The sequence below is a fragment of the Tenacibaculum sp. 190524A05c genome (genome assembly GCF_964036595.1).
Classification (GTDB): Bacteria; Bacteroidota; Bacteroidia; order Flavobacteriales; family Flavobacteriaceae; genus Polaribacter; species Polaribacter platacis.
Genome location: NZ_OZ038523.1, coordinates 2,890,322 through 2,914,906, shown reverse-complemented (window position 1 = coordinate 2,914,906; position 24,585 = coordinate 2,890,322). Strand labels below are relative to the sequence as shown.

Here is a 24,585-nt window from a genome sequence, read left to right as displayed (position 1 = left end):
CTTACAATTCAGATACTAAAGTTGGAATATTTAGAATTCTTATGTTATAATAGAGTTGAATTATAGTTCTTTAGCAGGATCCCAATATATTTTTTCGAAGTTTTGAATTTGGTTTTCTATCACTTCTACACCTTCGTTTTCTAGGAGTTGTTGCATGAGGTTTGTACCTTCAAAATGATGTTTTCCAGTTAGGATTCCTTTTTTGTTTACAACTCTGTGTGCTGGAACTTCTTTTCCAGAAGAATTATTCATTGCCCAACCTACCATTCGGGCTGACCTCGCTGCTCCAAGATATTTTGCTATTGCTCCGTAACTCGTTACTCTTCCATACGGGATTAATCGTGCCACCTCATAAACTCTTTCGAAGAAATTCTGATTATCACTCATGCTTTAAAAGTACAATTTAATTGTGGTTAACACTGCTAAAAATCCTGTAATAACACTCATTAAAGGATTGAAATACACCATAACTTTATTCACCTTACTTTCCATACTCCTAATTAGCACAATATAACTAGACAGAACAGCAACTACTCCCAATGAAGTTCCTAAACCAAAAGCTAATAAGTAATTATATTCTTGAGAAAGTAAACCTTTCATGCTAAAAAATGAATAAGCTAATGCAAAAAACGGGATAGCGAACATATTTACAAAAGACAATTTGACTCCGTAGGCAAAACAGGTTTTTCTATCACAAATCTGTTTTACTTTTTGTTTTGAAAACATTTCTTTTCTCAAATAAAACAATGATAAAAAAAGGAAAACGAATACCGCTGCGTTCTTAATCCAGAATAACAATTGAGGAACCTCATTAATTAATGAAATCACCCATAAACTCAATAAAAACTGAAAAAACACAACAATTGCAGCGCCATAAATAAACCTACGGGCTGATTTTTTATTTTCATCAATAAATATTTTGCCGACTGTTAAGTTTAACATACTCGGTGGAGTAAATCCAAGGTAGGACGTAATAAAACCTATGATGAAATGAATAAGCATTTTTAAAACAAATTTGATTGCTTTTTAGACGCTTATAAACTAAAGTCCTTTCTAAATTATTTAATTTTTAATAATTCAGCCTAAACTTAATGTAAGTAATTGCTTTGTCTTTCTCTAAATATTGTTTTTCGTAGAACGTTTGCGTTTCCGTAACTTCTTCTGGCGAAGATTTTAATTTATAAACATCATGACTTGCATGAAAAACTTCATGACCTTCTCCATGTAATAAACCTAATGTATAACCGTGCATAAATTCACTATCGGTTTTTAAGTTTATATATGCATTAGGTTTTAAGATATGATGATATTTTTTCAAGAAAGAACTATTGGTAAGTCTATGCTTAGTTCTTTTATATTTTATTTGAGGATCTGGGAAAGTAATCCAAATTTCATCTACTTCACTTTCAGCAAAAATCAAATCTACCAATTCTATTTGCGTTCGAATAAAGGCAACATTTTCCATTTGACCCTCAATGGCTGTTTTAGCTCCTCTCCAAAAGCGAGCTCCTTTAATATCAATCCCTATGAAGTTTTTATCCGGATTCTTTTTTGCTAATGCAATAGTATATTCTCCTTTTCCGCAACCTAATTCTAAAACAATAGGGTTATCGTTTTTGAAGAACGAATTCCATTTTCCTTTAAGATGAAAGTTACCAGTAACTTCTTCTCTTGTAGGTTGAATTACATTATCAAAAGTTTCGTTTTCTTTGAAACGTTTAAGTTTGTTTTTGCTTCCCAAAGCGTAGTATATGTATTAAGCCTTAATTAAGCTCTATCTTCTGTACCTTCTCTTTTAAATTTAAGAGCTTGAGAAATCCAGTAGTATAATAAAACTAGAAGAACACCTAAGAAAATCCAGTTCACTGCATTAGAAGTCCACCATCCAGCTGCTCCTTTTGCAAGAGTTAAACGAATCCACTCAAAAGGGATGAATAACACCTGAAATATTTCACCTATGAATTTAAAAATATTTAATCCTAACATAACTTGATTATCTTTACGTTTGCAAAAGTATAAAAAGAAAAAATGTTAACCAACTTTTTCAGCAACACAAAACCGTTTACATCAGTGATTATTATAGCGCTATTTTTTTGCTATATGTTTTCGGGTTATTTTACGGGTTTTGTAGATACTCTAAATTTTAGTTCAGGCTTTTGGTTTTTGGTTTTATTTGGATTGGTAAATTTTATCAAGTCCAGAAATAATTTGACCTTCGATAATTCTTATTTCTTTTTAATTTTTGTGATTCTTCTAGGATATTTTCCAAGTGTGATAAAAATTGATTCCTCCTTTTATTCGAATTTTATTTTACTTGTTTATGTAAGAAGAATGTACAGTTTACAATCCTCTAAAAACATTATTAAAAAATTATTTGATTGTGGTTTTTGGATGGGGATTTCTGCAATAATAGAACCGTTTACAATTGTACTATTCCCACTTACTTTCCTATCAATATTAATGCATCAGCATATTGATTATAGAAGATTAACAACTCCAATACTGGGTTTTATCACACCAATAATTATTTATTTTACCTATTGCTTTTGGTATGATAACGAACAAACCTTCTATTCTCTTTTAGGTTTTACCACTTACTATGATTTTTCAATTTACTTTTCCTTTATTTATAAGTTCTCTTTAAGCGTTCTTTTAGGCTTTACTTTTATTGCATTTGTAATGAAAACACCAAGAACATTATCGATCAAAAATGCTTTTAGGAAAAATTGGATTTTAGTTTCTATTCATTTACTATCAACAATTATTCTTTTACTCATTCTAAAAGATAGATCTGGAGCAGAATTAGCATACTTAATCTTTCCGTGTGCAATAGTAATTGCCAACGGTTTTGAATTATTACAAAAAAAGTGGTTTGCTGATTTAATTCTAATCGTCCTTTTTATCGGATCTTTAGTTCACTATTTTATGTAGTTACATTTTTTCTCCAAAAGCTAAATCACCTGCATCTCCTAAACCTGGAAGAATGTATCCTTTATTATTCAGTTTATTATCAATATCTGCAATCCAAAGTGATGTATTTACGGGAAAATGGTTTTTGATAAAATCTATCCCGTCTAAAGAACCAATAACCGAAACGATATGAATTTGTTTTGGATTACCATACTTTTTTAAGGCTTCATAAACAGAAACAAGAGAACGACCAGTTGCTAACATCGGATCTATTAACAACAATGTTTTATTGGTAATAGTCGGCGAGGCAAAATATTCTACAACTATTTCAAACTCTTCATCATTATTTGGGTGATGTCTGTAAGCTGAAATAAATGCATTCTCTGCATCATCAAAGTAATTTAATAATCCATTATGTAGTGGAAGACCCGCACGTAAAATCGAACATAAAACAATGTCTTCAGATAATAAATCCATTGGTTTTGCTCCTAACGGCGTGATAACTTGTTTAGAAGAATAGTTTAAGTTTTTACTAAGTTCGTAACCTAGTATTTCTCCAATACGTTCAATATTTCTTCTAAATCTCATACTATCTTTCTGAACTTTTTTATCTCTAATTTCAGAAAGAAACTTATTAAGAATTGAACGTTGACGAGCTAAGTGGTATACTTTCATTTTAACAACTGAGACCTCAATATACAAAAAGAATACTTTACACCTAATGCAAAGTATTCTTTAAACATAATTTTTAATTCTTGTTAAAATCTATATCCGATTCTAAATCCTAAATCTAGTATAGTGTCTGAGGATTTTAAATCAAAATCATACAGGTATCCAATTCCTGCAGAAAATTCCATTTCAAAGTTTTTTCCAAAACTTCTTCTTATACCATATTTAGGGACTACTTTCATATGATTATTAATTACAACATCGTAATTAGATATTGCAAAAGCATCTGAACCATAACTGGTTTTTAAACTGAAAAAGTTTCCAGAGTTATACTCTGTCTTTTTATTTAATTTATTTCTTCGATTTAAATTGTAATAAAACCTTGGTTCTACGGTAACTGTTGGATAGAAAACAACTCCAGTTTTTGGATAGTAAGTTCCGCCAAATAAAGCTAAATCCATTCCTAACTCAGTACGTAAAGCTACATTATCAGCAAGTTTTGTTTCATTATAAACCCAAGCACCAAATAATCCGGCTTGTACTCCAAAGATATTTTTCTCAACAGAAATTTGACTTTTAACCTTTTTTGAATCCTTCTGAGAAAATAGTGTAATACAAGATAATAAGAGTAGAGTGCATAGTAATTTTGTGTTTTTCATAAGTAGTAATGTTTTCAATTGATGTGGTTTGCTAGACAAAAAGCATACCACGAATTACATCTTAAATTCTCAAAAAAATGAATTAACTACTTTTTAACAATTTTGAGTTTCTGAATAAAAGTTAGTGGTACAAAAATTGATAAAATTTTGAAAAATAAATTTACTATGAAATCAAAACTACTATTACTACTATTTGTTCCGTGCATTTTATTCTCGCAAAGCACTTTAGGAAAAGCTAAAGGAAGCTTAAGTAGTTCATCAAATTCTTCTGTAAGTTCAAGTTCAGACAAAGATGAAGATGATGACGACGATAGTATAGGCGGAGCTATTTTCGAATCTATATTTGAATCAATCTTTTTAGATTTTTTAGGATATGTAAGTTATGGTGTAGTTATCGGTGAAGGAAAATATACGGAAATCACACCATACCCATATTTTGACGGGAAATCTGGAGAGTTCACAAGAATTCCAAATGAAAAAAACCGAAGAACAAACGTTAAGTTAAATGCTAATTATTTTGTCCATAGAGTAAACGGAATTGAATTAAATGCTGTGGTAAAACCAATTCCTCTTATAGGTGTAGAGTTAGATTATTTAAGTTTTAACGAAGAAGGGTTATTTACAGATGAATCTTTAAATATCACTTCCATTAACATGAATTATTACCGAGTTAGAGAAAACACATTTTCTATGTGGTGGGGAATTGGAGGAACTTACGTGGGAAATGAAGTTGATACTTGGGGAGCATCTTATAATATAGGAACAGATATTTATCCTGTTAAACCTATTAGTTTCCATTTAGGATGGAAACAAAGTTTTATTAACGACAATACCGTTAATGTTTTCAAATCTCAAGTAAAATACCATATTAAACGCACTGCTTTGTATACCGGATATCATAATTACAAACTGGGAAGTGAAACCATTTCTGGACTGGTTCTAGGAATTGAATATTCCTTCTAATAAAAAAAGATTCCTGTCTTTTGACAGGAATCTTAGTTTCTAAACTTGATCTACATAGCATTTTATCAAAACAAAAACTGTTCTAATTACTTCTACCTTGCTCTTCATCGTTTCCAAAGTTTCTCTTGTTAACTTTAATTTTATTGTTTCCGAAACTATACGATAATGATAAAACTAGGTTTCTTGTACTATAATTTTGACCGTAAACTTGTCTTACTCCATCAACTACAGACTCTAAATTATTTACTGCACTTGTATTAAAAACATCATTAGCAAAAACTGATAATTTAAAGTTGTTTTTAAAGCTTTGTTGATATCCAATAGACAAATTATACATTCCTCCAAGGCTATATAACCCTCCATTGAAAGGTGAACTATACCATGAATTCACAATTAATTTTGATTTCTCTCCAACACTAAATGTGTTATTTGTTGCTACTCTTAATTGTAACCCATTTCTTGGAGCTGCTCCAATATTCTTCTCAAATTTTGAATAATATCCGATTACATTAAAACTATTCTGACTTTCCCACCAAGAAAAAGGACTTGTACTATAGTTCTCTGAGATTCCATAATTGTATTGAGTGATATAATTATCTCTAGTCACAATTTGAGTTTCCTCAACAGGATCTGATGTGAAAATTACTCCAAAACCATTTGTAGTTACATTTAAGAAAACACTAGAATTCAATTTTCTTTTATAAGAATGAGTAAACTCAAAACTATCCATAAAAGAAGGATTTAAAAACGGATTTCCTTCACTAAAACTATTATCGTTTATAAAAATTTTAAATGGATTTAGATCGGAGAAACGAGGTCTTTCAATTCTTCTACCATAAGAGAAGTTAAAGATATTATTATCGTTTTTCTTATACGAAATATAAGCTGTTGGAAAAACCTGAGTAAAGTTGTTTCTGTTGCTTTCATTTGTCTGTACACTAACACCTAACGTATTTGTGTTTTCAACTCTAACTCCTAATTTCACCTTTGTTTTTTCAGAAATATTGAAGTTACTTGATACATAACCAGCAATGTTATTTTCTTGATACATAAAGTCATTAGAATTGGTTGTGTCTAAAACAGGAGACCCTGAAAGTGTATTAAAAAACTGTACTCCACTATTTATTTTTGTGTTACTAGTTTTTGCACCGAATGACAACTGAACCTTATCTATTGGATAATTCACATCTATTTTAGAGCTAAAATTTTCAATTTTCTGATCCGTCATATTTAAACCTCCTGAAGTAATTCCCATTGAATTTCCAGAATTATCAAAAGCTTCCGTTATAAAATCTCTATCATTATCTGACTTATATGTAAAATAATCTGCGTTAAAAGAAATTGATCTTCCAAGTGAATCTAGTTTTGTTTCTGCGTAAAAATTCACATTATGATTGCGAGTATTTACTGTATTTTCTCCTGTGTTTTTGATAACTCTATCTAAATTCCCAGAAAGGTCAAATACATTTGAAACAACAGAACTGATTCCTCCTGGCTGATTTAAGTTTCCTAAATACTGAGCTCCAATGTTTACATTATCCGAAATTTTATAATCCATTTGAAGTCTACCAGAATAACTATCTCTTCTATCTTTATATTCGATATCAATATCCCAAAAACTATTCGGATAGTTAATTTTTAAATCTTCAATGTTATTTAAATTTCCTTTCGTTGCACTTAAACTTGACACTAAAGAAAATTTATTTTTATTATAACTAAAGTTGTTTCTCAAGGTAGCAAAGTTGAACTTGTTTTGATTGTACACTAAACTAGATGTATTGTGCCAAGAGTTTAATTTCGCTTTCTTTAAAATGATGTTGATTAAACCTCCTCCTGCTGCTTCATATTTTGCAGGTGGATTGGTAATAACTTCAATACTTTTAATATCGTTCCCGTTTAGACTTTCTAAAAAAGAAACTAGTTCTTCTCCTTCCATTGGCGATAATCTTCCGTTAATTAAAACTCTAGAAGCTCCTTTTCCTAAAATTTCTATTACTCCATTTTGAACTTGAACTCTTGGAGCTAGTTTTAAAATATCTGCTCCGTTTCCAACTTCAGATACTACACTCTTTTCAACATCAAATACTAATCGATCTACTTTTTGCTGAATTACTCTTCTTTTCGATTGAACGACAACCTCTTCTAAACTTTGACTGTCTTCTTCAAGCTTTATGATTCCTAAATCTAAATTTTTGTCAACTTTTATTTGTTTCTCCCAATCTGTATATCCTAAAAATGATACTACAATTTTATAAGTTCCTTTCGCTACTTTAATTTCAAAGTTCCCATTGTCATCTGAATTTGTTCCTGTAATAATGGTGTTTGAATTATCTCGAATTACGATATCTGCAAAACCGATATCTCCAACTGCATCTGTTACTTTTCCTTTTATAGTTTGACCAAAGGATAAGAATGAAAAAAATAAAAATGTTACTACTGTTAAACGTTTCATGTTTCTGTGTTTTTGTTTTGATGACACAAAAGTGTTGCATGTTCACATTTTGTGCGACCGAAAACACAAAGTCGAACCTTTTTCTTCTCAAGAAATTGGTTCGACTATTTTTTTAAAACGTTCGACTTTACGTTAAACAACTGATTTTCTGAATTGTGTAGGTGTTTTTCCAGTATGTTTTTTAAACGCTGTATTAAATGAAGATTTTGAATTAAATCCAACTTCGTACAAAATTTCCAAGACGGTTACTTTAGTTTTTGATGGATTTGACAGTATATTTTTTGCTTTTTCTATTCTATATTCATTTATAAAATCGAAGAAATGAAGCTTTAACTCTTGATTAATTAAAACAGATAAATCTCTCATCGGAACTTTCAATTGATCTGCTAAATTTCTAATAGTAAGTGATGGATTTAAATAAGGTTCATGTTCTTCCATGTATTTTTTTAAATCGGAAATTCGTTCGTTATGATTCTCGTCCAAATCCCCTTTATCCATTTCTTTTGATGTTTTTAAACTCACATCAAATCCTCTGAATAATTTTGGCGTATTTAAAGCTTTAAAGATTAACCAAAAAACAAAGAACATTCCATAGAGGAGTAATACAATTCTCCAAACCTCTACAACTTCAATCGAAAACCTACCACTGTCTCTAATTACTCCTTTAGTAAGTGTAATTAAGATTGCAATAAAAGTTAATATCAAATATTGTTTTAACCATTTGTAGTTTTTAAAATCATTCTCGTTAGTATGATTTTCAAGAAGTAGCTTTCTGTACCGTAAAACATAATAAATGCTCGCTCCAAAATATGTAATGGTTAGCAACCTTCCGAAATAGTTTGAAAAAACAATTTCTGGATTCCCCATGAAATCATTATAAAACTCAGCCTTTGCTTTACTATCAACTAAAAAGAAATTTGGAATTAATATCAGTGTATTGATAAGAAATGGAATAAGATGAACTAAATGGATCTTTTTCAGCTTAAAGTTTGAATAAATAACAGATAACACATACAAGAATAATAATGGTTCTTTTAATCCGGAAAGTTTTATCCTCAGTATATCTAATGTTAGATTCACATCAACTACATAATAACTAAAAAACGCTGTGCAGTCTATTGCTGTGACAATTAATAATGAAGCTAATAAAATGTTTCCAATCTTATTATTTGTTTTTACCGTTAGTAAAAACGCAGAGAAAACAAGTAGCAACAAGGAAAAAATAAATCCTAAAATTCCAATTATAACTGAATTATCCATTTTGCAATTTTACGCTTAAATATGTTGTTTTCTAAATTGGGTTGGAGTTAATTGTGTATGTTTTTTAAACGCCGTGTTAAACGATGATTTTGAATTAAAACCTACATCATATAAAATTTCTAAAACGGTAAGTTTAGGTTTGCTTTTATCCGTTAATAAATTCATTGCCATTTCAATTCGATATTCATTTACAAAATCAAAAAAATGTTGATTCAAATTATGATTAATCGCAATAGAAAGTTCTCTTGGAGAGATCTTCATCTGATGTGCCAAATTACGAATTGATAAAGACGGATTTAAAAACGGTTTTTCCTCATTCATGAACACCTTTAAATTCTCAATTATTTTTTGATTCTCATTTTTGTCTTCGCTTTCTTCTAACAGTTCTTTAGTTAGCTTGGTTTTAGAATCAACTCCTTTAAATAAATCAGGATTGTTTAAAGCTTTTAAAATATACCAACAGGTAATGAGTAAAATGGCAAAGACTAAAACTACTTGTGAACTTGTAAAATATGTAGACTGTACATCTGAATATTTAAAAATATTTTTGACAAGCGCTATGGAAAAAATAGCAATCCAAAAAATCACAATTTGATATAACCATTTATAGGTTTGCACTACATTATCTGAGTGGTTTTCAAAAAAGATATTTTTAGCTCTTCTCAACACTATGATACTCATTACATAGTAATAAATAGATTGCACATGCATTGAAATATGCATAAATATAAGCTCTCTTGTATGAATTAAGTTTGCTAATAACCCTTCTTGAACTTCCCTTGTTCCTAAGTAAAACCTCGGAGTCATTACCAAATTCCCGATAATAAAAGGAAGTAAATGCCAAAGATGTTTCTTCTCTAATTTAAAATCAGAATAACAAACTGAACATACATACAAATAAAACACAGGTGTAAGTAAATAATAACTTGTGTTTTTAAACATGAAAAATGAAAGAGACATGGTAACAAAATCATGGATAAAAAAACCTGCTGTCTCAATAGAGCTAATAACTAAAAAAGCACCAAACAACCGATTACTCAATTTATTTTCAGCCTTAACTGAAAAAATAAACATCGCAAAAAGTAAGGTGATGAATGTGGCAAGAATACCAACGAAAACTCTTATATCTAAATCATTCATTTTTTTAGCTTCATTCAAATATAAATGAATTTTTATCAAATTAAGAGTGAATGAAATCTCTTAAACTATTTAATAACTCTTTCTTGTTTTCAATATGACTCATATGCCCGTTTGATAGTTCTACTATTGGAGTTTGAGTTCTATTCGCCTCTGCAATACTATTTTCATAAACCAATACAGGATCTTTTTTTCCAGTAACCAGTAAACTTTCATAAGCATCTGATTGTAAAACATGCTCTCTTTTTTTACGAATCTTCATTCCTTCGGCGCAAGCAATATATCCTTGAACTGGTGTTTTTAAAGCTTCTTTTTTACAATATGCAATTTCAGCCGTAAATTCACTTGAAGTTTCCGATGAAAACAAATTACTAATGGACATTGAAACTAATGCTTCGTAATTGGTTTTTGCCATTTGAATAGCTCTGTCTCTAAGAGTTTTTCGCTCTTCAGAATCTGGTTGTGCGGTAGAGTTTAACAAACATAATTTCCCAATGAATTCTGGATATTTTTCTGCCAATGCTAAAGCAACATATCCTCCCATAGAATGACCTACAAAAACTGCTTCGTTAACTTTTTCTTTCAAAAGAACTGCTTGTACAGATTGGGCAATTTCTTCCATAGTATGTACATAACCCAAACATTCGGACTTCCCATGACCTAAAAGATCAATACATATAATTTTAACATCATTTGAAAACTCATCAACAACCGTTTTCCACATTGAAGAATTCTCTAAAAAACCATGTAATAAGACCAAGGTTTTAGTTCCTTCTCCATAACAATAGTAAGCTACTCTAGTATTTTTATATACCATCCAATTTTCCATGCCGCAAAAATATGTATCTTTCATCTTTAAAACGTAAAAAATAAGAGTTGTTATATCATAACACATACGTACATAAAACATCTTCAGAATGGGTAACTTTTATTCATGGCGCTGGAGGAAGTAGTACCATTTGGTTTAAGCAAGTTCGAGAATTTAAAAAACACTTTAATGTGCTTATTTTAGATTTAAGAGGTCATGGTAGAAGTAAACCATCTATAGGTAAACTTTTTAAAAATGAATACACCTTTGATGTTGTAACTAAAGATATTATTGAAGTATTACAACATGTGAAGATTAAAAAATCTCACTTTATAGGAATTTCTTTAGGTTCAATTTTAATACGAAATCTTGCGGAACAAAAACCTGAATTGGTAAAAAGCATGGTTTTAGGAGGAGCAATTTTAAAGTTAAATTTCAGGTCTCAATTACTAATGAAACTTGGGAATATCTTTAAATCAATAGTACCTTACATGTTATTGTATAAACTATTTGCTTTTATAATAATGCCCAAAAAGAATCATAAAAAATCTAGACTTTTATTTATTAACGAAGCAAAAAAGTTATACCAAAAAGAATTTTTAAAATGGTTTAAACTTACTTCAGAGATAAATCCCTTATTACGTTTTTTCCGAGCAAAAGAAATTAAAACACCAACCTTATACATCATGGGAGCAGAAGATCATTTATTTCTGCCTTCTATCAAACGAGTGGTAAAAAATCATCTGAACTCTACTTTATATATCATTGAAAAATGTGGACACGTTGTTAATGTAGAGCAACCTACTGTTTTTAATACAAAAACAATCGACTTTATCTCTTCTTTAAAATCAAACCAATAGTAAATGAAAAATCCTAAAAAAGAAATTCTAATTACTGGCTTTGCCTTATTCTCTATGTTTTTTGGAGCAGGAAACTTAATTCTTCCTCCGTTTTTAGGAAAAAATGCTGCAGATGCTTGGCATTGGGTAACTCTAGGTTTTTTTATTACTGCTGTTTTTATTCCAATTTTAGGAATATTAGCACATGCTCGCTTACAAGGAACGATGTATGATTTTGGTAAAAAAGTGTCACCAACATTTAGCTTGATATATTGCTTAATTGTATATGCGATTTCGGTGGCCTTACCTGCACCAAGAACAGCTTCGGTTACACATGAAATGGCAATTCAACCTTATTTTGGAACTGATTCTTTACTAACAAGCTCTATTTATTTTGCATTGGTTCTTGTGTTTGTTATGAACAGAAGTAAAATTTTAACTTTAATTGGAAGGTTTCTTACTCCTTTAATTATAGTGATACTTTTATCTATAATATTCATTGGAATTTTCTCGTCAAATACAATTTCAACTCCAACTATTTTTGACACACCTTTTGTAAGTGGATTATTAGAAGGTTATCAAACTTTTGATGCCATTGGAGCCGTTGTTATTGGTGGAGTTTTAGTTATTTCTATGAATTTTAATAAAAACACTTCATTCCAAGAAAAGAAAGAACTAATAACTAAATCTGGATTAATTGCGGGACTTGGTTTATTGATAATTTATGCTGGATTGATTTTTAACGGTGCAATTTTCAGTAGTACTTTTGCAGAAAAAGCTACTCGAACAGAAGTTTTAACGGGTTTAAGCACACAAACTTTAGGAAATATTGGAACTACATTCTTAAGTGTTTTAGTTGCCTTAGCATGTTTTACAACCGCTGTTGGAATTATTACAGGAACTTCAGATTATTTCAAAGGTTTATTTAATAATTCTAAAAAGGCTTATACAATTACTGCAGTTATTGGTTGTATTCTAGGTGTTGTAATGGGACAACTTGATGTGCATGATATTATAGTAATTGCATTACCAGCTCTGATGTTTATCTACCCGATAACCATCGTATTAATCTTACTAAATATTCTTCCTGAAAAGTTAGCCACACCAACAATATTTAAAGCAGTTGTAATAGTTACATTTATATTTAGCATACCAGATTTTTTACAATTCTTTGTAAATAAAGAATCGTTGGTTGGTATTCAAAACATCATACCTTTTTCTAAAGATCAATTAGGATGGGTTTTACCAGCTTTACTAACTTTTGGAATTACAAGCTTACTAAGTAAAAAAGAAGCTTAGAAACGGTAACCAATATTTAAACCAACTCTTGGTACAATTGCTGGAGAATTGTCTGAAAACATATTTCTACCAATTCCTCCAAGAACACTAACCATTAATCCACCGTTAGAAACATATTTAGTTCCAACAGAAACACCTAATGCTCCATCAGTATATTTGGTTCCGTTATCTTTTTCTCCGTTATTAACACCAAAGAAAATCTCTCCGAAGTAATTCCAATTTTGAGCAGTAGTAAAGTAATGTCTGAAAAATGGAGTAATCATACTATCCTCATTATATCTGAAATCAGAGCTTCTTCCTTCAAAATTGAATAACGCAGAAACACCAACAGATGATTGCTCTGCTAAATAATATTCATACGTTACCTCTAGTGTTTTCATTACTAAAGCATCTCCTAAATCTACGCTTACTTCTTGTTGTGCTTGTGTAAAGAAACTCATTAAAACGGCTACAATTGCTACAATCTTTTTCATGTGTGAAATATATTGGGTTGTTATACTCTTAATTTGTTAAACAAAAATACATCATTTATCTAAAAAATGGCTTTCAATTGAACCATTCCTGTATGTATTGTTTTAGACTCTTCACTTTTCCTGCCAAAGTAGTTCAAATTCAAATTTAAAAACGAATTTAACTTTTGCGTCACCAATGCATTCCAAGTAAAATTCCTTCCAACTTGCAATCCTTCTAGCATTTGATATCCAACTGGAGAATTTGCATCTCCTTCGAAATTATTTAAAAACATATTGAAGTTAGCCGAAATTTGATTTTGTTTCTTAGAAATAAAATAATACTCTAAACCTAATTTTTGCTGACGTAAGTTTTCTAATCCAGCAACGGTGTTTTCTTTGTTCTTAAAATGATAAAATGCAGATAACCTATGGTCTTTACTATATAAATAAGTCAGCTTCGGATTAAACTCTTTATTTCTTAAGTTGTAATTTCTATTTGCGAAGTTTTCGGTTGATAATTTATTTTCAGAGAAGGATGATTTGGCTTCAAACAACCAAAATTTCCCTAATTTATGTGTAAAGTCAAGTTGATGCGTAATCGTATTATTCTCTTGATTACCAATTGTGAATTGTTGTTTATTTCTCGACTTACCAAACGTATAAATCCAACTATAATTTTGCAGATTTCTATTGAAATAGAAGCTATTTCTGAAATTGAATTGCAATCCAACTAATTGATCTTCATTTAAATCAAACGGATTCAAATTAAAACTATCACCAACTCGTCTTTGCTCATTATTAATTAAAAAGTAGGTTTGATTATAAAAATAAGACAACCATTTTCGAACTCCTTTTTTCGATTTCCAAAGACTTGGGTTTAATGTGATAGATTGCTTCCAAGATGCTCTTTGGGTGGGTAAAAACGTTAAGTTTGGTAAAGGAATTCTAAGATATTCTGCTTGATCTTGAAACTGTGCTATTTCGAATTCTTCAAATTGTTGAACTCCATCATTATTATAATCTATCCAAGTGTAAAAACCTTGTCCAGGCTCAGTTTTCACATAAATAAAATCTTGTCTAGCAATATTTCCTGATGATGTTTCGTAAACCGTTCCAATGGTTAATCCGTTTTTAAAAAATCGTTGGTTATAAACTATTCTCGAATTTAATGACTGCTCATTTTCTGTAAACTTTTGATCGGTAAATCTGTAGTTCGCATAAACCGACAAATTTGTTGTTTTGTTCTGGATAATTCTACTATCAAGATATACTGTATTTCTATTATTTATTCTTGTAAATGAATTGCTTTTGATACTATCATTTGTTCTATAATTCAATCCTACTTTTGCAAATACTTTTGTCGAATCTCCTATTCCAAAATATCCTTCATACTCTTGAAATTGGTGACTTAAAGTATTGAATGTATTCGTGTTTCTATCTCGTATTTCGTTTGTTTCAAAATTTACCAAACCACCAATCCACGTTTTTTTAAATCGCTTTTCATAATTACTATACAATCTAAAAAACTCATCTTTCTCAATGGTAGATGTATTTTGTAACATACTTCCCTTTAAATTAAAAACAGAGCTTTTGTTACTTAATCTTGATTGAATTTCATGTTTATTACCATTAAAACTTTCCGAAAAATTCAAATGATTAAAACCATAAGAAACAAAATTGTTTTTCTCTTTCTCTAATCTAAACGTAGTTGCTAATTGATTCTGATTTCCAACTGCAGATCTCAAGTTCCAGTCACGATTAAATTCAACGGTTCTAAAACGCTGTACTGTTCTAAAATTCTGCTGAACAAACTCATAATCCATCGTACTTTTCAATTTCCAACTTCCATCCAAAATGGTTTGTTTCCAGTTTAGTTTTGATGCAATTTGTTGATTCTTTTCATCGTCAATTGAAGAAAACAAATTCTGATCATTATTACTGTAAGCTAACTCTGCACTAATGTTGGTTTTTTCTGATGGATTATAATTTGAATTTACTACAGCAACTTGTAAACTGGTTGGTGCAACTAATCGAACAGAAGGTTCAAAACTCCCTAAATTCGGACCTACATATCGATAAATAGTTCCAATGGCAATTGTACTATCAATTACATAACTTCCGTTGTTGTTTCCAACGTTAGTAAAGGTAACTGTATATAATTCCTCATTTTCATCATTAGAAACCTCAAAAGTTTCAACTCCACCAATATCTACTTTTCTGTACTGAATTCTATTCGGAGAAAATTCATCAATAAAAGCACTTGGCGATACCATTTGTGTAATATCGTTTCCTGCATTAGCTAGAATTTGTTTTTGTTCGTTAGTTAAGTTTTGCTGAATCGGTTGACTTTTAGCATCATTTTCATTGTAGAAATATCCAGAAATAGAAAACTTTTCTCCTTTGTACTGTGCTTTTTCATAGGTGATAAAACGCGAATAATTTCGATCAGAAAATTGAAATTCTATTCGAATACGCATATCATTTGTAATTGGATATTTAGTATTAAAACGAACCTCAGCTAAATTGTAATCAATGATATAATCCTTGTTTTCTCCACGTTTTAAGCGAGTTCCGTTCACAAAAACAGCATCACTACCTTCTACAATTACAATAGCTGATTCGTTATTCGGACCAAAAATTTTATACGGACCTTGATTTCCTTCTGTTCCTACAAAATTAAAAGCTGTAAAACGACCGCGAACTATAGCTCCAGATGCAGAAGCTCGAAAGTTTTTACTGATATCAGCCTCAACTTGTAATCCAGAAACTTGTTTATCGAAATTTAAAAAATAACTATCCTTATTAGCAAGAGAAACATCTCCTCCTTTTACTTTCCAATTCTTATTATACAACTCAACAAAAACACGATTGAAGTCTGTAATATTTTGAGAATAACCTCCTTGTTGTAATGGAAAATTCGTGTCGAAAATATTAGCTCTTATCGAGACATCTTTCGACAATTTTCCTTCAATAGTTAAATCTAAAGTGGCATTGGTAACTGCATTCTGATTGTTTCCTGAAGTGATTCCTCTTGATATAAATCCTGAAGTTTTTAAACCATCGAAAAACTCATTTTTTGCTTTTTTCTTATTCGTTGTTAAACTGTATAATTTTTCAGAAGTATTTGTAGAATTAGGTACGATTAAACTTTTATCTAATGGGGAATATTTCTTAGTTAAGAAGGCTGGATATCGCAAATATTCCATAGTAACTTCGGGAAAACTATCTGACTTTATGATTAGTTTAGATTTTACAAAGTCTACTTGATATTGTTCTTTAGGAATTTCCTTTCCGTCTTTTGAAAATAACTTAAAAAAAGTAGGATTAATACTTACCGAATCAATTTGAATAGTGTCGCTTTTAACATTTATTTTCTTTGACCTAAATTCTTTAAGTTTCTTTTGTCCGAAACCCAATAGGGAAATAAAAAAAAAGAAAAAGAATACTTTTTTGGTCATACTTTCATAAACGTAACGGAATCAAAAATAGTTTATTCTCTATTAAAACGTCTATTATTTCTAACTTAAGCTGACACTTATTAATCTCTATTTATATTCTTTGTTTAAAATAATACATTAGAACTTTTGATTTAAAGTAATATTCATACTTCGCTTTAATGTATTCTGATGAATTTTGAATTAACTTATTACGACCTTCCAAAAACTCATAATTCCCTATATTCCCATTTCTATATTGCTCTGATAAAATATTAAAGGCTTCTTTTTGTGTTTGTAAAGCTATTTCAGAAGAAGACAAGGATGCTTTTGATGCGATTACATCATTCTTTGCCAACCTTATTTTATTTTTCAAAACTTGTTTATTATTCAATAAATCTAATTCCGCTATCTTGATTTCTTCTTCGGCTTTTTTTGCGTTTTCACGATTTAAGAATCTATTAAATATTGGAAAACTAGCAGAGATTCCAATAAAGTGGGTTCTGTTATTCTCTAACTGTGTCCAAAAACCATTAGGAATTAATTCTCCCGTTTGTTGATTTTCTACCACATCATCCTCACCAATGATATGAAAATAATTACTGTTATATGAGTAACTCAAACTAAGTTTAGGAAATGATCCAGTTTTAGCAATTTTGAGTTCTTTAGTTTTAATATCGATATCCAGTTTTGATGAAACTATCTCTGGGTTTTTATCTATTAATTCATCAGAAATCTCAGAATCAAAAGTAGATACATTTTCTATAATTACCTCATCTATATCAAAACCTTGTATTTGCTTAACATCCAATAACTCTTGAAGTTCTATTAGGCTATTTCTAACATTGTTTTCTGCGATAATTTTCTCTCTTTTATCTGAAGCTAATGTAGACTCTATTTCTAATAATTCTCTTTTTCCTACAAGTGCATTACTATAAAGACTATTTAATCGATTATAGTTCTCAGAACTTATTTTCAGTTGTTGTTCAGCAACTTTCACTATTTCTTTATTAAATAACACTTGTAAATACTTGTTAATAATATTTAAAGTAATGTCTAATCTAATTTTCTCAATATTCGATTCAGATTTTTCTTTAGTAAGCCTAGCGCTTTGTAATCTATATCTATTGGAAAAACCATTAAAAACATTTAAACTAGATGATAAACTAAAACTATTTGAACTACTTTCTCTTTGTCCTACTCCTGTAGAAACATTAAATGAATTTCCTAAAGAGAAATTTTGTGAAGCGCCAAAATTAAGGTCTGGCAGATAATTTCCTTTCGCTATTTTTATATCACTATTTAATATCTCAGATCTAATTTTTTGCTTAATAACATCAACATTATGAGTCTCTGCATATTTTATACAATTTTCTAGAGACCATCTTTTTTGTGCTATTACATTTGAAATATTTAAACAAAAGAAAATAAGTAGATAATTTTTAAATATATTATTCATTATTTGAGACTTCTTTTTTACTTAATAAAGTATACATCAACGGAATAAAATATAAACTAATGAATGTTCCTATTAACATACCTCCAATTACCGTTAACGCTAAAGGTTTTTGCAGTTTTGCTCCTAATCCTCCTATGAAAAGAAATGGTAATAAAGCTAAAATTGTAGTAAAAGAGGTCATTAAAATAGGTTTTAAACGTAGTTTTCCTCCTAACTTAATTGCTTCACTAATGATTTTTCCTTCTTTCCGTAATAAATTAATTGTATGCAGTTTTAAAATACTATCGTTAATAATTACTCCGCTCATGACTACAATTCCAATTGCTGCCATTACATTTATAGTTCCTCCAAACAACCACAATAACAATAGTGCTCCTCCAATATCAATAGGTATTTCTAATAAAATAATTAATGGCTGCCATAATGATTCAAACTGAGCTGCCATAATTAAATATAACAACAACAATGCAACTAATACAACAACTAACAATTCATTTCCTAAAGCTTTTATATCGAAATAACTTCCACTGAAACGAACATTAAAATCTTGATTTGCTCTTATTTTATTTTGAATTTTATATATATCCTCATTAGTAGGTCCATTAGAAATTACATTAAAAGCCAAATATTCGCCGCTTCTGTTTGAAGTGATTGTTTTATACTGTTCTGAAGGAAATGTTTTTATCAAATTACGAACTGCAATCAATTCTTTGTTTTTATTTCTTACAAACAAATCAGAAATCATAGTTTCAAATTCCTTGTTATCATAATTGAGCATTATAGGTATAAACTTTTGAGAAGTTTTCAAGTTGTCTATAAAATTCTGATTAAAGGTAGATTTTAATTCATTTAATAAATCGTCATAAGAAACATTATATAATAATACTTGTTCGTGCAAAATTTCGATAAATACCGTTTGTTTTAATGGAATTTCATCAGTTGTAAATTCTTGTAAATAGCTTTTTATTATTGGTAATTTATTTTCAGCAGGAACTTCCAAAGAACTTTTAGAAGAAATTTGCGCTATTAAACCATTCTTCTGACTTCCAAATAAGTATTGAAAAATGTTTTTGGGATCTTCAAACGTGTATGTAGCACTTGTAAAATTACTTTGCATACTTTGACGTATACTTTCCTTAAGCTGTTTTAAATCTTCAACTGTTTTTACTTTTATATAAACAACTCCTTCAGAGAAACTTTTTGCATTTTCTTGTTGTAATAAAAATTGCTGTTCACCAACCTGTGAAAAAGTAGTTTCTATAGCTAATTTATCTTTTAAAATAGCCTGAATACGTTTTTGATTTTCTTGAACAGTAATACTCTCATTCCAATCAATTGTTAAAATGGCCTCGTTTTGGTTTATTTTTGGAAGCTGAGAATAGGGCATAACATTAAAAAATAATAGTGCTAACCCTGTGAATAAAATTGCTATACCATATACAATTCCTTTGTTTTTAAAGAAAAAATAATATCCTTTTTCATACCATTCTTCTACATTTTGTGTCTTAACACTTAGCTGTAATTTCTTTTCAATACTAAACTCTTTATTTTTTAACTGTCTGTAAATTACAGGAATCAAAAAAACAGATACTAATAAAGACGAAAACAAACCAATACCTACTGCTAACGCCTGATCATAAAATAAAGCTCCAGTTATTCCACTTAAAAATAACAATGGTAAAAACACAGAACAAGTTGTTAAAACCGAACTTATTAAAGGTGTAATGATTTCATTTGTTCCTTTTACACATGCATTAAGTAAATCATTTCCTTCTTCTAGCTTTTGAGTAATATTATCAATAACAATAATCGCATTGTCTATCATCATTCCCACTCCAAGAATAAGTCCTGATAACGAAATAATGTTGATAGATAATCCGAAAAGGTACATGAATAATATACTGATAACTAAAGAAACAGGAATACTAATTGCAATAATTAAAGGAGATTTTAGATCTTTCAAAAAGAAAAACATAATGATAATTGCTAGAAAACTACCAATCCATAAACTAGACTTTAAATTATCGATAGAAAGCTTTAATAATTTGGTTTGATCCTGGTTAGTCGTAAATTCAAGGTTGGGATAATCTGTTTTAAAAGATTCAGTTACTTTTTCTAGCGCTTCTTTTAACTCGTAAACTCTTGCGTCTGCTTGTTTTATAATAGCTAAAACTATTGATCTTTTTCCATTAACATATACTAAACCTCTATCTTTAACTGGTTGTAATTTAACTTGTGCTAGATCCTTTAACTTGAAAAGTTTTTCTTCAATTTTAATATCAATATTTTCTACATCCTTTTTCGTTTTTAAAGGATTATTGAACTTAAAATTATATTGATAAATTCCATTTTGAACCAATAAATTACCAAACTCAAAATTGTTTTGTTTGATAACATTTATTAATTCATTACTGCTAATTTTAAGGTTCTGGAGTTTTTGCCCATCCGGAATTACTACAATTTCTGGTTTGGTAATTCCTGAAATATCAGCTAAAGCAATATCAGGTAATTGCTCAACTCGTTTTTTTAAAACAGTTTCTGTAAAGTCGCTTAATTCTAAAAAGTTTTCAGATGTAACTTCTTCTTTTAAAGTAACCGCTAAATTTACAATTGGAATATCGGTTACAGAAGCTTTTATGACTTTAGGACGATCTAAGTTTCTTGGTAGAGAATTTAAGGAAGCATCTACTTTTTCATTGGTTTCAACGAATGCCAAATTTGTGTTTGTACCATATTCAAATTGTAGCTTTAAAGTGGCAAAACCATCTCTAGTTTCTGAAGAAATATCTTTTAAATTACTTACTTGTAGTAATTGATTTCGTAATGCACGAATAACGTTTGTTTCTAATTCTCTAGCAGTATTGTTAGGATAGCTCACCTGAACCGTAATTTCAGGGATAGCAATATCTGGCATTAATGAAGTTGCAATGCGATTAGAAGCAACAACACCCAGCAACAAAAATGCTAGGGTTGTCATGAATACTGCTATTGGTCTGTTTATAAGAAACTTTACCAAAGAATCAATTTTTAACTAAAAAATATTTGATATAGGCTAATCTATAACGTTTACTTTTAGTATTATTTTATAGAACTTAGTTTTTGTATTTGCTTTTACAACTGCGTTAATTTTAGTTTCTCCTATTTTGTGTGTAGTATCCAAATTTAAAGTAATTTCTCCTTTATCATTTGGAGGAATTACATGAGAAGAAACCTCATAACTTGTACAAATACACTCAGGATTTACATAATCTAACTTCAAAGTATCTGCACTAGGGTTTGAAAAAACATACTTAGCAGAAACCATTTTTCCTTTTTTCACCGAGTCAAACTTAATAAGTTTTGTATCAAAAACTAAATCAGCATACTTAGTTATTTCTTTTTGAGTTGGTTTAGCTACACTCACATTATTTTGCTTTTTGGGATCATTACAACTGAACAATAAAGCAAATAAACAAAAGAAAATATAAAACACTTTTTTACTTAACATCCTCTAATTTAAACTTATAACATTTAAAATAATTATCCTCTTCATTAATAACTATATCAGAATAAAAATAATCACCAATTTTCCCTATAACTTTGAAAGCTTTTGGCACCCTTACATCTGCAATTAACTCGTTCTTTATATACACTTGCATACCATCCTGAGTTCTAGAATTCCCTATAAAATAAGTTCTAATTAAAATGTCCTCATCTTCAAAATAAATCAGATTTTTGTAAAATCCTGTTTTAGATTTCTCAAATGTATAGGCTTCCCTAAATTCTTTTTCGTTATTTAAACCTCCCTTATATTCAAAAAAATCCGTATTGCCAATATGCTTGCCAGAATTACCAAAAGAATATATGTTATTAAAACTTTTATCATAAACATAAATCAACGAATCTACCTCATAAGTAATAAAAGTTTTATTACTCTTTAAACTATGCTGATAATCAAAAAAATCGTAATTACTTAAAAAAGAATACCTTAAATACTCCCTCGATTTTCTTCCTTCCAAAGATTCGATCTTTTTACTATCTAAATTCAACTTAGCTAAAATTCTACTTTCTTCAAAATAACGATGTGAATTGAATTTATTAAAAAAGCGGTGTTGAGCTAAAATCGGAAAATAAATTTCATTATCAGAAATTTGCTGTAAATTAAAATTACTATAATCTGGCGAGTATAGCCTGTGCATCTCTGGATTAAGGTTTTGAGGGTTGATTTCATAACTTTCATTCTTTAAATCCCATTGCATGATAAGGATTTTCTCCCTTTCAAAATCTTCATTATGTATGTGTACATCATATCCTGAACCAATAAAGACATGTTTTCCGTTGGATAATTTAATGTAAGCATCAATAAAACCTGTATTTATCTCTTTAGGTCCTGCTCCTTGTCCTAAATTTTTAGAAATTAAATGTCCATATTTATCAAATGTAAAAAACCATCCAAAACGACTATCTATAAAATTAATATTGTTATTATCGATTTTTAGAAATCCATCAAAAGATGATTCAACAACTTCAAAATCTAAAGTGTCTATTTTAATAGAATCAATGATAATTCTCTTTTGACTAAAATTTTTTCCATTAAAAAAATCTTTATCACTTTTAGCTTTACTGCATGAAACAATAATAATCAAGCACAAAAAAACAAAAACAATTCTCATAATATAAAAAAAGTATAACGGTAAACCCCATTATACTTAAAATTCTTAATAATTAATTTATTATCGTTGACAATTTTGATCATACTTCCAACACTGTACATTACCATTTGGTGTAGATTGAGCACATAAAATACCTGAATTTCCTGCCTTACAAATCTTAATATTAGTAATTACACCTCCCTGATTAATTATTTTATCTGCACAATAACACTTTACCGAAGAGCTACCTCCACCACCAACTTCATTTTCTGCATGGTCAAAAGCATCTTGTGCAAAAGAAGATTGAATTGTCATAGTACTTAATGTAAAGCCAACTAACATTACTAAACTGAAAATTATTTTTTTCATTTTATAAAAAATTAAAATATGTGCATAGCGTGCATACACACGATTAACAAATTATCCATTAAATTATAAAGAAAAAGGCACGCAATTTTTTTTAAATTCTTTTCCCCCGTGCCACAAAGATATATCTTTTTTTTAAAGTTCTGTTATTCAGCTATAACTTTTGTATTATGTGCTAAGTTAAGGTTACCAGAAATAATAACAGTGTCGGTACCTTTTAAGCCTTTTTTAACAGCATAACTATCACTATTTTCTCCGGCTATTTCAACATAATTCCATTTGGCTAAGTTATTTTCTATAGTAAAAACTACCTCTCTATTTGACCTTAGTACCAATGCTGATTTGGGTATAATCACCACATTGTGCAAAGGATGATTAATTAAAATCTTTACGTTCATTCCATCTAATAACCCTGTATTTTTATCTATAATCGTAGCTGTAACTTTTATTAATCCGTTTTCATCAACTAACGGGTTTACTTCCGTAATCCTTCCTTTAAACGATTTTTGTTTAGCGTTGTAACCTCGGACTTCAACCTCTTGATTTTTAGCTATAAATTGATACTCGTTTTCTAGTACTGCAAACGAAACTTCTAATGCATTAGGATTAATCACTGTACAAAAAGCATCAGCCGTTCCGATATAATCTCCTTCTCTTTTTTCAATATTCGCCACTATTGCTGAAAACGGAGCTTTTAAAAAAGTTTGATCATACTCAATTTTAGCTCTTTCTAAATTATTCCTCGCCTCAATAACTCCACTTTTAATTTCTAAGTTTTTTAAAATACTCGGAGTAATGTTCTGTTTGCCGTAATTAATTTTTTCTGCTGCAAGTTTATTCTGTGCTTTTTGAAGTTCGATTGTGGCTTTTTGCATATTGTTTTTTAGTAAACTATTTTCTAAAACTCCAATGATTTGATGTTGCTTTACATAATCTCCATTAGCAACCTTTACGGAAGACAATTGATTGGATGCTTGAAAACGTAGTTCTGCTTTTTTAACAGCCTCAATTTTCCCATTAACCCAAAGTTGTTTATTGAAAACTGAATCTGAAACTTTTACAACTTCGACCGAAGTTCCTTTGCTAACCACTTTCAACTGAATTTCTTCTTCCTGAGAAGTTTTATTCTCTTTTCCACAAGCAGCTATTGTTAAAATTATTAATAGAAAGGATTTTTTAAACATTGACTTTTTGTTTGCAAATATAGCTAGAAGACTAAATATTGTTATTTTTTAATAAATCAAAAA

At 29.5% G+C, this 24,585-nt stretch carries 22 protein-coding genes; 4 read left to right on the top strand and 18 right to left on the bottom strand.

Translation table 11 applies throughout. The features are described from left to right. Positions 1–60: 60 nt before the first annotated feature. The 4 genes from ABNT61_RS12745 to ABNT61_RS12730 form a co-directional block, all read right to left on the bottom strand. Positions 61–387 (bottom strand): MGMT family protein, encoded by a 327-nt coding sequence (locus ABNT61_RS12745; protein ID WP_348743508.1) that lies wholly within the window; start codon positions 385–387, stop codon positions 61–63. 3 nt (positions 388–390) lie between these two features. Beyond that, complete coding sequence (locus ABNT61_RS12740) at positions 391–1,002, bottom strand: hypothetical protein (protein ID WP_348743507.1); 612 nt, start codon at positions 1,000–1,002, stop codon at positions 391–393. Between the two features lie 67 nt (positions 1,003–1,069). After that, positions 1,070–1,741, bottom strand: coding sequence for a tRNA (guanosine(46)-N7)-methyltransferase TrmB (trmB, locus tag ABNT61_RS12735; protein ID WP_348743506.1), 672 nt, complete (start codon positions 1,739–1,741; stop codon positions 1,070–1,072). Between the two features lie 26 nt (positions 1,742–1,767). Continuing rightward, positions 1,768–1,986 carry a DUF6341 family protein gene (locus ABNT61_RS12730; protein ID WP_348710589.1) on the bottom strand — a complete coding sequence of 73 codons (219 nt, stop codon included), beginning with the start codon at positions 1,984–1,986 and terminating at the stop codon, positions 1,768–1,770. Between the two features lie 42 nt (positions 1,987–2,028). Between ABNT61_RS12730 and ABNT61_RS12725 the strand changes: the two genes are divergently transcribed. Continuing rightward, entirely contained in the window at positions 2,029–2,931 is a 903-nt protein-coding gene (locus ABNT61_RS12725) for a DUF6427 family protein (RefSeq protein ID WP_348743505.1), read from the top strand. Here the strand turns inward: ABNT61_RS12725 and upp are convergent, their stop codons facing one another. Together upp and ABNT61_RS12715 are read right to left on the bottom strand one after the other, a co-directional pair. Then, a complete protein-coding gene (upp, locus tag ABNT61_RS12720) occupies positions 2,932–3,585 on the bottom strand; it encodes a uracil phosphoribosyltransferase (protein ID WP_348743504.1) in 654 nt (217 codons plus the stop codon). An 83-nt stretch (positions 3,586–3,668) separates the two neighbouring features. Then, positions 3,669–4,238: a hypothetical protein gene (locus ABNT61_RS12715; RefSeq protein WP_348743503.1), complete on the bottom strand. Its 570-nt coding sequence runs from the start codon at positions 4,236–4,238 to the stop codon at positions 3,669–3,671. A 165-nt stretch (positions 4,239–4,403) separates the two neighbouring features. Between ABNT61_RS12715 and ABNT61_RS12710 the strand changes: the two genes are divergently transcribed. After that, positions 4,404–5,201, top strand: a complete 798-nt coding sequence (locus ABNT61_RS12710) for a hypothetical protein (protein ID WP_348743502.1) — start codon at positions 4,404–4,406, stop codon at positions 5,199–5,201. An 82-nt stretch (positions 5,202–5,283) separates the two neighbouring features. On the opposite strand, the gene ABNT61_RS12705 is transcribed toward ABNT61_RS12710, so the two are convergent. From ABNT61_RS12705 to ABNT61_RS12690, 4 genes are all read right to left on the bottom strand, one after another. Beyond that, complete coding sequence (locus ABNT61_RS12705) at positions 5,284–7,653, bottom strand: TonB-dependent receptor domain-containing protein (protein WP_348743501.1); 2,370 nt, start codon at positions 7,651–7,653, stop codon at positions 5,284–5,286. 132 nt (positions 7,654–7,785) lie between these two features. After that, a complete protein-coding gene (locus ABNT61_RS12700; protein WP_348743500.1) occupies positions 7,786–8,913 on the bottom strand; it encodes an AraC family transcriptional regulator in 1,128 nt (375 codons plus the stop codon). Between the two features lie 15 nt (positions 8,914–8,928). Beyond that, positions 8,929–10,071: a helix-turn-helix domain-containing protein gene (locus ABNT61_RS12695; protein WP_348743499.1), complete on the bottom strand. Its 1,143-nt coding sequence runs from the start codon at positions 10,069–10,071 to the stop codon at positions 8,929–8,931. A gap of 22 nt (positions 10,072–10,093) precedes the next feature. Continuing rightward, positions 10,094–10,903 carry an alpha/beta hydrolase gene (locus ABNT61_RS12690; protein WP_348743498.1) on the bottom strand — a complete coding sequence of 270 codons (810 nt, stop codon included), beginning with the start codon at positions 10,901–10,903 and terminating at the stop codon, positions 10,094–10,096. A gap of 23 nt (positions 10,904–10,926) precedes the next feature. Here ABNT61_RS12690 and ABNT61_RS12685 point away from each other — a divergent pair, with 23 nt between their 5' ends. Together ABNT61_RS12685 and brnQ are read left to right on the top strand one after the other, a co-directional pair. Further along, a complete protein-coding gene (locus tag ABNT61_RS12685) occupies positions 10,927–11,718 on the top strand; it encodes an alpha/beta hydrolase (protein WP_348743497.1) in 792 nt (263 codons plus the stop codon). Between the two features lie 3 nt (positions 11,719–11,721). After that, positions 11,722–12,996, top strand: a complete 1,275-nt coding sequence (gene brnQ / locus ABNT61_RS12680; RefSeq protein ID WP_348743496.1) for a branched-chain amino acid transport system II carrier protein — start codon at positions 11,722–11,724, stop codon at positions 12,994–12,996. On the opposite strand, the gene ABNT61_RS12675 is transcribed toward brnQ, so the two are convergent. The 8 genes from ABNT61_RS12675 to ABNT61_RS12640 form a co-directional block, all read right to left on the bottom strand. Continuing rightward, positions 12,993–13,469 (bottom strand): DUF3575 domain-containing protein, encoded by a 477-nt coding sequence (locus ABNT61_RS12675; protein ID WP_348743495.1) that lies wholly within the window; start codon positions 13,467–13,469, stop codon positions 12,993–12,995. The genes brnQ and ABNT61_RS12675 overlap by 4 nt on opposite strands. 59 nt (positions 13,470–13,528) lie before the next feature. Continuing rightward, positions 13,529–16,906, bottom strand: a complete 3,378-nt coding sequence (locus tag ABNT61_RS12670; protein WP_348743494.1) for a hypothetical protein — start codon at positions 16,904–16,906, stop codon at positions 13,529–13,531. Positions 16,907–16,997: 91 nt separating this feature from the next. Further along, positions 16,998–18,341, bottom strand: a complete 1,344-nt coding sequence (locus ABNT61_RS12665) for a TolC family protein (protein WP_348743493.1) — start codon at positions 18,339–18,341, stop codon at positions 16,998–17,000. Then, positions 18,334–21,357, bottom strand: a complete 3,024-nt coding sequence (locus ABNT61_RS12660) for an efflux RND transporter permease subunit (RefSeq protein ID WP_348743492.1) — start codon at positions 21,355–21,357, stop codon at positions 18,334–18,336. The genes ABNT61_RS12665 and ABNT61_RS12660 overlap by 8 nt, the downstream gene beginning before the upstream one ends. Positions 21,358–21,393: 36 nt before the next feature. After that, on the bottom strand, positions 21,394–21,744 hold the full coding sequence (locus ABNT61_RS12655; RefSeq protein WP_348743491.1) for a DUF1573 domain-containing protein: 351 nt from the start codon (positions 21,742–21,744) through the stop codon (positions 21,394–21,396). A 73-nt stretch (positions 21,745–21,817) separates the two neighbouring features. Beyond that, positions 21,818–22,993, bottom strand: coding sequence for a hypothetical protein (locus tag ABNT61_RS12650; RefSeq protein ID WP_348743490.1), 1,176 nt, complete (start codon positions 22,991–22,993; stop codon positions 21,818–21,820). A gap of 60 nt (positions 22,994–23,053) precedes the next feature. Beyond that, positions 23,054–23,341: a hypothetical protein gene (locus tag ABNT61_RS12645; RefSeq protein WP_348743489.1), complete on the bottom strand. Its 288-nt coding sequence runs from the start codon at positions 23,339–23,341 to the stop codon at positions 23,054–23,056. Positions 23,342–23,484: 143 nt separating this feature from the next. After that, positions 23,485–24,522, bottom strand: a complete 1,038-nt coding sequence (locus tag ABNT61_RS12640) for an efflux RND transporter periplasmic adaptor subunit (RefSeq protein ID WP_348743488.1) — start codon at positions 24,520–24,522, stop codon at positions 23,485–23,487. Positions 24,523–24,585: the final 63 nt, after the last annotated feature.